The following is a 13629-nucleotide window of genomic DNA, read 5'->3' as shown; positions in this document are numbered from 1 at the left end:
TCTCGTGTTCCTGAATGTGCCTGTATTTTCTTGGCATAGCAAAGACCTCCTATGGTAGTTTTATTCTACCACAGGAGGCCTTCTTTTTTCACTGTCTACTTTTACTGGGGCGGTTCACCAGAGCCGGCCTCTAAATTTTTTCTGTGCGGAATACAGAAATACGCGCCCCAGCCGCCCTCCCGCCCCAAACGCGCCCTCTCGGGCGGGTTCATGGGCAGGCGGGGCGGTTTTTGAAAAAAACGAAGCAAAAGAAATAAAACGACAATACGATTTATTTTTTGCTGATGTGGGCGAGAGGGCGCGTGGGGCGGGAAATTTTCACTTCCCGCCCCAATTTTATTCGAGGGCGCAATCAGGGCGGACATACACGCCCCGATAGCCCCGGTAGCCGCCCTCGATGTGCTTGGAAAAGCGGATACCATACCGGTCCGCGTTCTTGAAAAGATACTGACTGAACTTCTTTTGTGTCGTCGGCTTTTCCAGGTTGTCGGCGCACCACTTGTTGTAGGCACGGAACAGGTAGGTAGACCTGGCCGACTTCTCCGGGTCAAAGCGGACATACGAACTAGCCTGCATGAACTGGTCGAGGTGGCAGCCGTCCTCCATAGCGGCGGCAAGGTTCTGTTTGGCACGTTCGCTGAGGGTGAAGCGGTACTGATTCGCCAGCAACCGTTTCAGCCCCTCCAGCGCCCAGAGCAGGATGCCGGACAGTTCCTCTAACAGCTTGTCGATCAGGTAAGGGTCATCGGCCCGGCCTTCCGGCTTGTCCTTGACCGAGATCAAAATCTGCCGCCGCCAGAAACCATCGCTGGTGTCGTGGGCTGCCACCAGATTGCCATTGCCGAAACAGAGCAGCCGGGCATAGAGCAAGCCCTGGGTGGCCTGTTTGCCCTTGCGTTCCACGCAGATGCGGTCCTCGGCCGTGACGATGGACTTGATGTTCCGTGTCTCGGGGAGGGCGGTCATGTTCAGGTCGTCATCGATCATCACCAGCTTGTGTTCCAGATTGGCGCTGGCGAAGCGGTTGGTTTCCAGCCGAAGGACGGCCTCCATGTGGGCGGCAGGCCCGAGCAGTTTCTTCAAAAGCAGCCCAATTCGGGACTTGCCCTCGCCGCCCTTGCCGGTCAAGATCAGCATCTTCTGCGCCTTGGTAGAAGGGATGAGAAGGTAGCCGATATATTCCTGCAAAGTCAAAATATCCTCGGAAATCAGCAGCTCGTCCAGAAATTTCAGCCATTGCACGGGAGGTGTGGCATCCGCCTGGTATTCGACCGGGAGCCGGTTCAGGCAGAGTTCCTTGTCCGAAACAAAACCACGCTCGCCCAAATAATAGGTGCCGTTTTTGAGGTGGATACGGTCGAGCTGCGGCTTCCACTCCTCGCGGTATGCCTCGATCTTGAGGGCCTCCACCAAACGCTTGACCTTTTTGGCAACATCATTGCGGGCGTGATAGCGTATCTCCTGGTGAATCTCGTAGATGAGCTTATCCTCGTCCACTTCGCCATCCAGGTCAAATAAGGTCTGTTTCAGGCACATCAGGGGATGCTTTTCGAGAAAGTATTCGCAGAAGGCGGCCTCCAAAATTTTGCCTTTGTCATCCACCCAGGATGGACCTTCGTCTTCCTCCTCATCCTGCTCATAGATTTCATCGCGGACATCCTCATTTGTCCAGCTCATGCAACCCTCCTCTCGTCATCTCGCGGCGGCCCTCTGCACGATGCAGGGCCTCCAGATTTTGCTGTGCGGTGGCAAGGTCCAGCCAGGCTTTGTGCGCTTCGCGGTACTTTTGGTAGAACTGCGCCTTTTCGGAAATCAATTCCTCGCGCTCGGCTTTCAGCTGTTTCAGGTTGGGCAGTTTGGTGATTTTTTGAGCCTTGAAATAGGCGGCTGCCGCCTGATAAGCTGTCAGCTCGGCGCGGTGTGTTTCCTGATACTCGGCGAGATTCTCGGCGTGCTTAGACTGCTGGGCGATCTTTCGGTTTTGGAGGTAGGCCGAAACGTGGCGGCTGAGTTCCCGGTTTTCGTCGATGCGATTTTCCAAGTCTTTGACCACCGCAAGCGATTCGGAAGATTCCGTCTTGAACCGGCTGATTTGATTCGCCAATTCCGCTTCGGTGTGCACTCCATATTCGGACAAAAGCGCCACCGACTTTGACAGTTGCTTGAGGTTGAACACCTTGGCCCAGCGCTCGTAACCTGCGCCCTTGCCCGAGGCCAGCTTGGCCTGAATGTCAATCAGGCGGCTGACCTTATCGGGAGTCGGGTCAGTGCGGTGGAGAGCGGCGGTTTTCTGGTGCTCGGCATTTTCGGCGAGGATGGCAAGCACCCGTTCTTTGGAAAAATCGTCGCCCAGCTTGCGGGAGGTGATAGGTTTTATCCGATCAGCGGTGCGGTAACTAAACCGGCCGCGGCTCTCAGTGAGAGCAATGCCATGCTCCTGCAAGAGCTGAGCGGAGAAGTCCTCCAAACTGGTCGCCTTTCGCAGAACGGAACGGATGTTTTTGCGCAGGACGGCTTTCTCGGTCTCGTATTTGGTTTGCCGGATGGGCAGGCCGGAAGCAGCGTCCTTGGCGTTGGCGTAGTCGAGGCGGCGTTGGCCGCGACGCTGCGCCCAATACTCCCGTTCGGTGATGCGGTCGCCGGAACCTTTCAGCAGGTCGATTTGATAGAGACCAGCGCTTTGGCAAAGCTCCATGACTTCGGCACGGAGATGCCGCAGCATGGCCGACGTACAGCGGTGTTTGCAGCCCTCCTGCCAGTCGCAGGGTTTTTCCATATGGGGCCGGCGTTCGACTTCACGAATTCGTAGGCTGCTAATGACAATGTGAACGTGGATATTTCCAGCTCCATTGTGGCCGTCCGGGTGGGCGCAGACAATGGCCGGATGACCAGGAAAGTTTTCCTTGCAGAATTGCAGGCCCAGGGTTTGCGCCTTTTCCAGGGTCAGGCCGTTGTCGGTCGCATCCCGCGGGTCAAAGCTGATGATATAATGGTGGGTCTTTACATCACCAGCTTGTGCGTTCTTGCCATACTTCCGGTTCGCCAACAGGCAGGCCATGGCGAAGGTGTTCTCTCCACATTCCAACGTATCCAGCAGATAATTTTCGCGGAGTTTGGGCTGGCCGTGCTCGTCCCAACTGGGCAGGCCGGTGTACTCGTTGTGCTGGAAGGTGAGGTAGCGTTCCGCCGCCGAGAGGTCAGAGTTCTTCGAGCTTGTATGCTTGATGGTTGCCATACAGTTCTCCCATCTTTTTCTCGGCGTCCAGCCGAAAGAGTGTGAGGGCAGACAGTTCGGCCAGGAGCTGCGCCCGAATCTGCTCTGAATCTTTACCGCCGCTGTTGAAGTGGCGGGCAAGCTGATTCAAATTGCTGCCGATCTTGCCGCATTGTCCCAGCAGGTCAGAGAGAATGTTCAGTGCATCCTCTCCGCCGCCGGTGACAACAAGGGTTTGCTTGATGGGCTGACTGAGCAGGGAACGGCGAATGAGGGTGGACATATTGACGCGGAGAAGTTTGCAGAGGAGTTCCAGTTCCAGCTTCTCCTGTTCTGTGACCCGGAACTTGATGAGCTTGGTTTTCCTCGGTGTGCCGCTGTGCTGGGGGGTGTGGCTGGTCGAACGAGTGTTGGTATTAGTCATTGTACCTCCTTGCTGTTTGACTAGCTCCTCTTTGGAGCTATGTATGGCGGCACAGCCGAAGATTGCGCAGAGCGCGAAATATGAGCAGGGTTTGGGGAAGGCACTCCCCAACAAGTACGACCGGAGCGTGGGACGCAATTTCAATTTGTGAAATTGTGGCCACGGGTCGATACTTGCTTTCCGCTTTTTCCGTAAGTTTTGAAAATCCAAATGAAAAAACAAAATCGGGTTTGAAAGCCGGGAGTGCAAATGTGAATCGAGCTGTCTCCTGCTTGTGTGGTCGCCGTTCTCCCCGGATCAAGTTCCTGCCCCTGTTTTGCAGCGGCGTTGTCAGGGTTGTCTGTATTTGAGTAAGGGTGTCACCGTTTGTTACACCCACTTCAGCGCAGGTCCTGCGGTATCCAATCCGGACGGCTGATGAAGTTGTCAAGGTGCGTATAAAGAATTGCGAGCCAGTGATCGTCAAGCGGCTGCAAGTCTTTCAGAGAAATAAAAATCCGCCTCGCAGGGGCCAAAGGATTTTGTCGTAGGTGAACGGCGGCAAAATGGTTCGGTGTGGCTGCGGGACGGCTGTTTAGCGTACTAAAGCAGCTGGTGTGGGATAGAGGATACCATGAACAAAGCGGGGCGTCAAGTGAGAACTTGAAATTCTGGGCGAGATAACAATGATTGACGTTACTTTTTGTCGGGGAAGTACAAAAACTTATCCCCAAAATGTAAGCCCTGGGCAGCCTTGTTGCAGGCGGCCCGGGGCTTTGGCGTGTGGGGAGATGAAGAAGAAAGAAGAAGGTTTAACCTTTGTCTGCGCCGGAGGTGATTCCTGCAACGTAGAACTTCTGCATGATGATGAACAGCACCGAGATGGGGATGGAGACCAGCACGCTGCCTGCACAGAACAAGGCAAAGTAATCGTTGACCAGCGTGCGCGAGAGCATGTTGTACAGGCCAATCGAGACGGTCCAGTCGGCGCTGATGCCCGAGTTCAGGATCATCTTGGCCATCACGAAGTCGGTCCAGGGGGTCATGAAGGAGTTGATGACGGTGTAGACCAGGATGGGCTTGGACATGGGCAGGACGACATGGAAGAAGGTCTGCGCTTCCGATGCGCCGTCCAGCTTGGCGGCCTCCCGCAGGGAGACCGGTACAGTGTCAAAGAAGCCCTTGCAGATTAGGTACCCAAGGCCGGACGAGCCGGCATAGACCATGATCAGGCCGGCGTAGGAGTTGGTCAGGTTGAGGTAGCGCAGGACGAAATAAACTGCGATCATGGCCAGCACGCCGGGGAACAGGTTGACCGTCACCGACAGGTTTTGCAGCAGGCGGCGGCTCTTGAACTTGCAGCAGCTCATGGCGTAGGCTACCATCACCACAAAGGCGGTGGAGATCACGCAGTTGAAACAGGCCACCACAAAGGTGTTCATGAACCACCGGGGGAACTGCGCCACCGAGTCAGAGTGGAACAGGATGTCGATGTAGTTCTGGAAGGTGTAGTGATCGGGGAAGAAGGTGCGGAAATTGATGCCCGCGTAGGTGGACAGGCTGGTGACCAGCAGCCAGAGGATAGGCACCAGCCACACCACCGAAAGGCCGATCAGCACCAGATGGCGGACCGCGCCGTCCACGCCGCGCCGGATGCGTCCCATCCGCAGCTGCTTTTGGGTATCCATTGTACTTGCCTGCGTCATGAGAAAGCCGCCTCCTTCTTATTGATGAACCGGAAGCACACCACCGTGAACACCGCGCAGACAATGAACACCATGATGCCGATGACCGCAGCCATCTTGTAGTTGTACTGCTCCTGCGTCAGACGGAACAGCCAGGTGACCAGCAGATCGACCTCTTTGGCGCTGGACGAGGCCATCGCCTGGTCGGTGGTGACGTAGACGTCCTGGGTCAGCAGGTAGATGACGTTGAAGTTGTTGACGTTCTTGACAAAGTCGGTGACGAGGGCCGGCCCCTGCACGCTGAGCAGGTAGGGCATCTTGATGTGGATGAACTGCTGCCAGGGGCTTGCGCCGTCGATGCGGGCGGCCTCCAGCATATCGCTGGGGATGTTCATCAAAACGCCGGTGGCAATCAGCATCTGGTACGGCACGCCCACCCAGATATTGATGAGGATGATCATCACTTTGGCCCAGGAAGCCTCGGTCAGGAAGGGGATGTGGTCCATGCCGGGGCTGAGGATGCCGATGGTGTGCAAAAAGTCGGTCACCCCGATGTTGGACATCATGGTGTTGAAGATGCCGTTGTCGCTGAAGAAGTTGCGCACCAGCAGCAGCGTGACGAACTGCGGCACCGCGATGGTGACCATGAACAGCGTCCGCCACAGCTTGGGGAACTTGGTCTTTTTGTCATTGATGAGCATCGCCAGAAAGACGCCGCCGAAAAAGGTGGTGAAGGTGGCGAAGAAGGCCCATACCAGAGTCCAGACCAGGATCTTGCCGAAAGCGTAGCCGAAGGTCAGCGAAAGAGACTGCCCGCCTCCGAACAGGGTGAAGAAATTGGTCAGTCCCACCCAGGTGAACAGGGCGTTGGGCGGCATATGCTGCTGGTCGTAATTGGTGAAGGCCACTGCGATCAGGATGAACAGAGGCACGATGGTGAACACCACCACGCCCAGCACCGGCAGGGTCAGCAGGGTGACATAGAACTTTTCGTTCAGGAACATATGGATGTCCTGTACGAAGTTATTGGTCTTTTTGCCTGCGGCGCGGATCTGCTGCAGGTGGAAATTGGACATCACCACCCCCATCGCCGCAGCCAGCATGGCCGCGATGACCACCATGGCGATGACGCTGAGCAGCAGGATGGCGAAGGAGTTGTCGTAATCGTTGACCTCGTTTTTGAGGGTGATGGGGTTAAAGACCATCTCCATCTGGACGGTGCCCAGGGTGCCGAACTTGGCCAGGTTGGGCACGCCCGCCACTGCCAGGTAATAAAGCCCCAATCCCTGCACCAGGGTGACCAGCAGCGCTTTGATGAGCTGGCCGTGGCCGATGTAGCCCAGGCCCCAGATCACAAAGGACAGCTTGGTGAAGATGTCGCCGTGCGCAAAGGCATGGCCGAACCGCTGGAGGAAGTTTGGCTCCTTGCCGCCTGCACGCAGCGGCGGCTGAATGAGCACGGTTTGTGCCACAAAGATCGCTCCTCTCTGCAAGGTTTCGTCTCCCCGCGCCCCCAGGCCGGACGCTGCCGGGTTTGTCTTTTGCCGCGTATGGGCAGCGCCGGCGGGGCACAAGGAAGGAGACGGGAGTTAGCGGGTGAAATTACTGGGCCACCGGCGCGGTGATGCCTGCCACGGCGTCGTCCACCAGCTGCTGGGTGGTCTTGCCCTGGGTATTGCCGGAGGCCAGGATCTGGCCCAGGCTGGCGGCGGGATCCCAGTAGTTGGCTCCCACGCGCTGCAGGTCGGAGAAGTCGCTCTGCATAGCCAGGGCGGCGATGGCCGGGGCGGACTGCACCTCCTCCGAGGCGTTGACGTTGATGTTGGAGGGGCCGAGGTTGCGGTCGTTGAAGCGCTTGAGCTGGTTGTCCTCGTTGGTGATGAAGTCGGCCAGCATCATGGCCACGCCCACGTTGGCGCTGTGGGGGTTGACGCCCACCAGCTTGTAGCCCGAGAAGGAACCCATCTGCACCTGCTCGCCGTCCATCGTGAAGGTGGGCAGCTTGGTGGCCTGGTAGTTGTCGCCCCAGGCCTCCTCGGCGGTGATGGCGTTCCAGGTGCCGCTGATGGCGGCGCAGACCGAGCCGTCCGCGATGCCCGAGACGATGTCGGCGTCGGGCGCGTTGCGGAAAGCGCTGTTCGAGGCGATGTCCAGAACCGCCTGTGCGACGGCAGCACCCGGCTCCTCATTCCAGTTGCAGACGGTGTTGACACCGTCGTCGGCCAGGGTAGCGGTCAGGCCCGCCCCTGCGAAGAAGCTGTAAATGTACCAGCCGTCGTTCAGGGTCATATTAAAGGTGCGGCCGGCGGCTGCCGCGGCGGCCAGGATGCCGTCCACGCTCTGGGCGTCCTCGGCGGTGATGACGCTGCCGTCATAGTAGAGGAAGTAGCCGTTGTCGGCGGTCATGGGGTAGGCGTACAGCTTGCCGTCCATGCTGGCAGCCTCGACCGAACCCTCCAGGTTGCGGCTCTTGATCTCGTCGGGGTTGAGCAGCACCTCCTGCAGAGCGCCGGCGGCCACCAGCTCGTTCAGCTGGTCGTCCGCAAAGGCGAACACGTCGGCCGCGGCAGTGGGGTCCACCAGGATGTTGTCCTTGGCGTCGGACTCGGAGCAGGCGCCGATGTTGATGGTGATGTTGCCCTTGTCGGCATTGGCCTCGATGAAGGCATCGGCCATCTCGCGCAGCATACCCTGATCTTCCTCAGCGCCCCACATGGTCAGCTCGACATCGCCCCAGCTCTCAGCGGCGGAGGCGGCTTCGCCCGCAGCAGAGGAAGCGGGGGCCGCGCTGCTGGAAGCAGTGCTGGACGAGCCGCCGCAGGCAGTCAGCGCGCCGGCCGCAGCCGCAGCGCCCATTGCCGCGAGGAATTGACGGCGGGAAATCAGCTTTTTCATAGTGCATCTTCTCCTTCTTGTGTCTGGATGAAAAGTCCGTTCCTGAGAAACTGCGGTTGCGCGCGTTTGCGCAATTTCCCGGTTTCTCTTGCGCAACTATAGGATACCTCAAATCCTCTTGAGTGTCAATGTACAGATTTGCCTATAATAGTAATAAAAATATGGTCATTCTGACTTATAACGGGCCGCTTTTTTGGGTTTGACTGCGCAATTTATGCGCAACAATTTCGAACCGCCGGTCCATTCCGCACCCGGGGCAGAAAAAGAGCCGCCTGCGTGCGGCAGACGGCTCTCAAAAGCAGGTCAAAGGGTTTAGCGCCGGGGCAGGCTCTTGGTCGAGTCCCGCAGGACGACCTGATGCCCCATCACCAGGGGACGGGCGGCGGCTTTGCCGGCCATCAGGTCCAGCAGCATCCGGCAGGCAGCCCCGCCCAGGGCCACCGCATCGAAGTGGACCGCCGAAATGGCGGGGTTGAGGCCGGCGGTCAGCTCGCTGTCGTAGAGGCTGGCCAGACGTATGTAGTCCGGCACCCGGATGCGCCGGGCCTGCAGCTCCAGCGACACGTCGAAAGCCAGCCGGTCGTCCCCGCAGAGGATGCAGTCGGGGCGTCGTTCCAGCACTGCGTCCAGCGCGTCGATCCGCTGGGCGTCGCTCTCGATGCCGGTGCGGACGAGGGCCGGGTCGGGCTGGATGCCCAGCTCGGCCAGGGCGTCAAAGTACCCTTTGGCGCGGTCCTGGTTGACGTAGTAGCTGGGGCTGCCGGTGAGCAGAGCGATCCGCCGCAGGCCAAGCTGAAGCAGCAGCCGGGTCATTTCCTGACTGGCGGCGGCCTGGTCGTTGTCTACTTGGGGGATGGCGGGGTCCTCGGTCCGTCCGATGGCGACAAAGGGCATCTTGTGGCGGCGCAGAAGTTCGACACAGGGATCGTTCTGGATGGTGCGGGAGAGGATCACCCCGTCCATTTTGTGGCAGTCGAGCTGGCGCTCCAGTTGGCTGGTGTCGGCCCCGGAGACATAGCAGAGCAGCAGGTCGTACCCCCGCTGGGCTGCCGCCGTGCAGATGCCTCCCATGCACTTGCGCAGAAAGGGCAGGTCCAGGTGGACGAAGTCGCTGGGGATGACCATGGTCAGGTTGTGGGTCTCGCGGGCCGCGGGCTGGGCGCGCACCGCCGGTTCAGCCCCGGCCTGGGCGATGTAGTCCCGCACCCGGCCGCGGGTAGCCTCGCTGATGCGGCCCTTGCCCGAGAGGGCACGGGAAACGGTGGTCTTGGACACCCCCAGGGCTTTTGCGACCTCGTCGATGGAGATCTTCTTGGTCGGTTGGTTTTCTGCCGGCATGACGTGCCCTCCCTCGTGTGCGCAATCGGTTGCGCTTTTCTTCAGCATACCAGCCAAGACGGCGCTTTGTCAAGGGGCTGTGCGCAATTTCCCCTCACAGTACCCGTGCCATGCCATCGGCTTTGTAGACGGCGGTGCCGTAGCCGGGCAGCTCGTCGCCGCCCGGCAGCAGAGCGGGGATGGTATTGCAGTTCTGCAAAAAGAGCAGTTCCCCACGGCGGACGGCCAGCACACCCTCGGGCAGGGCGGCCGGCCGGCAGCTGACAAGCCCCGCTTTGTCGGCGACCGCCTGATAGAAAGCGTCGTAGAAAGCCGGCTCGAAACGGCTGGCCAGGTAGTAGGCCCGGCCCCCGCCATAGCGGTGACGGGCTACCGCCGGCGCGCCGGCAAAGTAGTCCTCGCCGTAGAGGACGAGAGGCTCGGCGGGGTCGGCCTCGTCGAGGGCGGCCACCTCGCAGAGGGTGGAGGCGTGGGTGACTTCCTGCAGGCGGTCGGAGGCCAGGACGCAGCGGCGGGTCTCGCCGTCGTACATCCCGTCGATCTCGGCGCGGCGCAGGCCCAGCAGCTTGGTCAGGCCGTAGGGGGTATCGCCCAGGCGGCAGAGGTCGCTCTCGTCCACCACGCCGCTCCAATAGGTGACCACCACCGTGCCGCCTTTTTGGGCAAAGTCGCAGACGGCGCGGGCAAAGCTCTCCCGCAGCAGATAGGCCATCGGCAGGACCACCAGCCCGTAGCCTTCGATGCTGCACGTCTGATCGACAAAATCCACCGCGATGCCCGCTCGGGAAAGGGCGTTGTAGTGGAGGGCCAGCTCCTTCCAATAGCCCATGCCGGCGTTGCGGGGACCCGACGACCCCTCGATGGCCCACATGTTGTCCCAGTCGTGGAGGATGGCGGCCTGCCGGGGCCGGGCGGTTCCGGCGGCTGCGGCCAGTTCTTCCAGCGCCGCGCCGATGCCGGCCGCCTCCCGGAAGCTGCGGCTGTCGCTGCGGCCGTCATGACCGATCACCGCGCCGTGGAATTTTTCCTCTGCGCCGCGGCTGGCCCGCCACTGGAAATAACAGACGCTGTCCGCCCCGTGCGCCACCGTCTGCAAAGCCGCCAGCATCGAGATGCCCGGCTTTTTCTGTTTGCTAATGGGCTGCCAGTTGGCGCAGGTAGGGGTAGACTCCATCAAAAGGAAGGGTTTGCCCTTGAGGGAGTAGAACAGATCGTGCATCATGGCGGTGTCAAGGGCGGTCTGCTCCACCGTCTCGGTGGATTTGTGCCAGGTGGGGTAGCAGTCCCAGCTGACGACGTCCACTTCCTTCGCCATCTGGAAATAATCGATGTCGTGGAAGCGATACATCATGTTGGTGGTGAACCTGGCGTTGGGCGTAAGCTGGCGCACACAGTCCTGCTCGAACTTGAAAAAGTCGATGTGCCGGCTGCTGACGAAACGCTTCCAGTCGAGAGTAAGACCCTGGACGGCATTCTCGCCCTGGGGGGCGGGGCTTTCGATCTGGTCCCAGTCGGTGTAGTCGTGGCTCCAGAAGCGGGCGTTCCAGGCTTTATTCAGGGCGTCCAAGGTGCCGTAACGGCGCTGCAGCCAGCGGCGGAACTCAGCCTGACAGAGCGGGCAATGGCATTCGCCCCCCATCTCGTTGGAGATGTGCCAGAGGATGACGGCGGAGTCGTGCCCGAAGCGCTCGGCCAGTTTCTGGTCGATGGCGCGCACCTTCTCTCTGTAGACGGGAGAGGTATAGCAGTAGTTCTGCCGGCGGTTGTACAGCTCCCGCACGCGGTCGGCACGCACCCGGCGCACCTCGGGGTACTTGTAGGCCATCCAGGCTGGCCGGGCCGCGCTGGGGGTGGCCAGGATGGTCGAGATACCACGCTGGTACAGATTATGGATGATGTCGGCCAGCCAGTCGAGGTGATAGACCCCCTCTTCCGGCTCGAGCAGCGACCAGGAGAACATCCCCAGCGACACCACGTTCACGTGGGCCTTTTGCATCAGGTCAAGGTCCTCTGCCAGGATGTCGGGGCGGTCCAGCCATTGTTCAGGGTTATAGTCTCCGCCATAAAGGAGCTTTGTTGTCTGCATCGTTGTTGCCTCCGCGTTGCTCTGTATTAGATTGGTTGCGCATTTTGCGCCATTTGCGCAACTTATTTGCCCCAGTATAACAGCTCTGCGCCGGGAAAGCAAGATTGCAGAGTGCCGAACTTTGCATGGTAGTTTTGTGTACTTTTGCAGTGGTGCTCAAAAAGAACACCACCAAGCGGCGCTCAAAAGCCTTGCAATATTGCGTGAAACATGTTATATCTTATACGAAAATGTGCTGCGTCATCGACATACAGAGAATGAAAGGAGGCCCCGCCATGACCGCCGTTATCTACGCCCGCTATTCCAGTGACAACCAGCGCGAGGAATCCATCGAAGGCCAGATTCGCGAGTGCACCGCATATGCCGAGAAGAACGGTATCACGGTGGTCAAGCACTACATCGACCGGGCCATCTCGGCCAAAACGGACAATCGGCCCCAGTTTCAGCAGATGATCAAGGACAGCGAGCGAAAACTGTTCGACATCGTTTTGGTCTGGAAACTGGACCGGTTCGCCCGCAACCGCTATGACAGCGCCCGCTATAAGACGCAGCTCAAAAAGAATGGCGTCAAGCTGATGTCCGCCACCGAAATCATCTCGGACGGACCGGAGGGCATCATCTTGGAATCGGTGCTGGAGGGCTATGCCGAGTACTATTCCGCTGACCTGTCCGAAAAGGTAGTGCGGGGAATGACGGAGAACGCACTCAAGGGGAAGTACAATGGTGGGGCCGTCCCAATCGGTTACGTCATTGATGCAAAGCAGCGGTTCCAGCCTGATTTCCTTACGGCACCCTTTGTTGCGGAAGCCTTCAAGAGGTACAATGAGGGCGCGACTATGACGGAGATTCGGGACTGGCTCAACAAGCACCATGTTAAAAATCCGCGTGGCGGCTCCATGACCTATAACACTGTCCAGCATATGCTGAACAACCGCCGGTACATCGGAGAGCTGAAATACCGTGACATTCTGATTGCGGACGCCATCCCACCGCTTGTTTCAGCCGACCTGTTCCAGGAGGTGCAGGAGAAAATGGCCAAAAACAAAAAGGCTCCCGCCCGGCGTAAGGCAGAGGACGACTATCTGTTGACGACGAAACTGTTCTGTGGCCACTGCGGTGCTCTGATGTTCGGTGAGAGCGGCACCAGCCGCACTGGCGACGTGCACCGCTACTACAAGTGCGCGGCCGCCAAGAAGCGGAAATCCTGCAGCAAAAAGACAGTTCGCAAACAGTGGCTGGAGGACCTGGTGGTCAACGAGACCATGAAGCTGATCCAGGACGATGCGGTCATCAATTCTCTTGTGGCGGCTGTCATGGAGCTGCAAAACAAAGAGAGCACCAGCTTGCCCCTCTACGAGAAGCAGCTTCGGGAGACCGAGACCGGCATCCAGAATATGCTCAACGCCATCCAGGCCGGCATCCTGACCAGTTCCACCAAAGAACGGCTGGAATCACTCGAAGCCCAAAAGAAAGACTTGGAAGCAAAGATTGCCGAAGAAAAATTGGCCAAGCCCGCGATGAAGGAGGAATTTGTCCGCTTCTGGCTGCTGCATTTCCGCAAGTTAGACCTGTCCCAAAAGGAACAGCGGCAGGCGCTGATCGACACCTTCATCAATGCTATTTACCTCTATGACGATAAAGTGCTGATTACCTTCAACTACAAAGAAGGGACGGAGACCATTTCTTTCGGCGAGGCCACTGAGGCTGCGGCAAAGGAAAAAAGTTCGGATATGGATTGCCTTGGTGCACCAAGGCGATCTCAGAAATGAGATCGCCTTTTGTTTTGTCTGTGGGTATTGCCGCCGCACAAAAAGATAAAAACCGCCGGACACAGGGGCAGGTGAAGTGACCCCAAAAAGTTAGACAATATTTGAAAGCAAAAATTGTTCAAGCAGCCGAAAGGGCTTGTTGTCTGTGAATAGCAGGCGGCAAGCCCTTTAGTTTTGTCTTAATTCTGCGGTTGTTGTAATACTCAAGATAATTCACAAGTTCCTGCTTGAAGTGTTCC

Annotated in this window: 10 protein-coding genes; 1 reads left to right on the top strand and 9 read right to left on the bottom strand. The window is 58.6% G+C overall.

What is annotated here, in order from left to right:
* Nucleotides 1-336 precede the first annotated feature (336 nt).
* The 8 genes from B5G28_RS12730 to B5G28_RS12695 all read right to left on the bottom strand — a co-directional run bounded on the left by B5G28_RS12730 (nucleotide 337) and on the right by B5G28_RS12695 (nucleotide 11621).
* Entirely contained in the window at nucleotides 337-1677 is a 1341-nt protein-coding gene (locus B5G28_RS12730; protein WP_087249383.1) for a phage/plasmid primase, P4 family, read from the bottom strand.
* Nucleotides 1661-3235, bottom strand: coding sequence for a relaxase/mobilization nuclease domain-containing protein (locus B5G28_RS12725; RefSeq protein WP_087249381.1), 1575 nt, complete (start codon nucleotides 3233-3235; stop codon nucleotides 1661-1663). The genes B5G28_RS12730 and B5G28_RS12725 overlap by 17 nt, the downstream gene beginning before the upstream one ends.
* Nucleotides 3198-3638: a plasmid mobilization relaxosome protein MobC gene (gene mobC / locus B5G28_RS12720; protein WP_087249379.1), complete on the bottom strand. Its 441-nt coding sequence runs from the start codon at nucleotides 3636-3638 to the stop codon at nucleotides 3198-3200. Before mobC ends, B5G28_RS12725 begins: the two co-directional genes overlap by 38 nt.
* Before the next feature lie 791 nt (nucleotides 3639-4429).
* Nucleotides 4430-5323 carry an ABC transporter permease subunit gene (locus B5G28_RS12715; RefSeq protein ID WP_343215556.1) on the bottom strand — a complete coding sequence of 298 codons (894 nt, stop codon included), beginning with the start codon at nucleotides 5321-5323 and terminating at the stop codon, nucleotides 4430-4432.
* Nucleotides 5320-6774, bottom strand: coding sequence for a sugar ABC transporter permease (locus B5G28_RS12710; RefSeq protein WP_343215555.1), 1455 nt, complete (start codon nucleotides 6772-6774; stop codon nucleotides 5320-5322). Before B5G28_RS12710 ends, B5G28_RS12715 begins: the two co-directional genes overlap by 4 nt.
* Before the next feature lie 130 nt (nucleotides 6775-6904).
* Nucleotides 6905-8197: an extracellular solute-binding protein gene (locus tag B5G28_RS12705; protein WP_087249377.1), complete on the bottom strand. Its 1293-nt coding sequence runs from the start codon at nucleotides 8195-8197 to the stop codon at nucleotides 6905-6907.
* Nucleotides 8198-8509: 312 nt separating this feature from the next.
* A complete protein-coding gene (locus B5G28_RS12700) occupies nucleotides 8510-9535 on the bottom strand; it encodes a LacI family DNA-binding transcriptional regulator (protein WP_158099631.1) in 1026 nt (341 codons plus the stop codon).
* A gap of 94 nt (nucleotides 9536-9629) precedes the next feature.
* Nucleotides 9630-11621 carry a beta-galactosidase gene (locus tag B5G28_RS12695; protein ID WP_087249373.1) on the bottom strand — a complete coding sequence of 664 codons (1992 nt, stop codon included), beginning with the start codon at nucleotides 11619-11621 and terminating at the stop codon, nucleotides 9630-9632.
* A 275-nt stretch (nucleotides 11622-11896) separates the two neighbouring features.
* Here B5G28_RS12695 and B5G28_RS12690 point away from each other — a divergent pair, with 275 nt between their 5' ends.
* On the top strand, nucleotides 11897-13390 hold the full coding sequence (locus tag B5G28_RS12690; protein WP_087249371.1) for a recombinase family protein: 1494 nt from the start codon (nucleotides 11897-11899) through the stop codon (nucleotides 13388-13390).
* Between the two features lie 118 nt (nucleotides 13391-13508).
* Here B5G28_RS12690 and B5G28_RS12685 read toward each other — a convergent pair.
* Nucleotides 13509-13629 (bottom strand): IS3 family transposase (locus B5G28_RS12685; protein WP_144265548.1); only part of this gene is annotated, 121 nt, incomplete at its 5' end.

The sequence above is a fragment of the Faecalibacterium sp. An77 genome (genome assembly GCF_002161315.1).
In the GTDB taxonomy this organism is placed as follows: domain Bacteria; phylum Bacillota; class Clostridia; order Oscillospirales; family Ruminococcaceae; genus Faecalibacterium.
The sequence above is the reverse complement of the archived record's forward strand: the minus strand, read 5'-3'. Positions and strand labels throughout refer to the sequence as shown.

Excerpts from the sequence above, each read along its gene's own strand:
- B5G28_RS12730 (WP_087249383.1), bottom strand. The coding sequence starts at position 1,677 with ATGAGCTGGACAAATGAGGATGTCCGCGATGAAATCTATGAGCAGGAT.
- B5G28_RS12715 (WP_343215556.1), bottom strand. The coding sequence starts at position 5,323 with ATGACGCAGGCAAGTACAATGGATACCCAAAAGCAGCTGCGGATGGGA.
- B5G28_RS12695 (WP_087249373.1), bottom strand. The coding sequence starts at position 11,621 with ATGCAGACAACAAAGCTCCTTTATGGCGGAGACTATAACCCTGAACAA.
- B5G28_RS12690 (WP_087249371.1), top strand. The coding sequence starts at position 11,897 with ATGACCGCCGTTATCTACGCCCGCTATTCCAGTGACAACCAGCGCGAG.
- B5G28_RS12705 (WP_087249377.1), bottom strand. The coding sequence starts at position 8,197 with ATGAAAAAGCTGATTTCCCGCCGTCAATTCCTCGCGGCAATGGGCGCT.
- B5G28_RS12725 (WP_087249381.1), bottom strand. The coding sequence starts at position 3,235 with ATGGCAACCATCAAGCATACAAGCTCGAAGAACTCTGACCTCTCGGCG.
- B5G28_RS12700 (WP_158099631.1), bottom strand. The coding sequence starts at position 9,535 with ATGCCGGCAGAAAACCAACCGACCAAGAAGATCTCCATCGACGAGGTC.
- mobC (WP_087249379.1), bottom strand. The coding sequence starts at position 3,638 with ATGACTAATACCAACACTCGTTCGACCAGCCACACCCCCCAGCACAGC.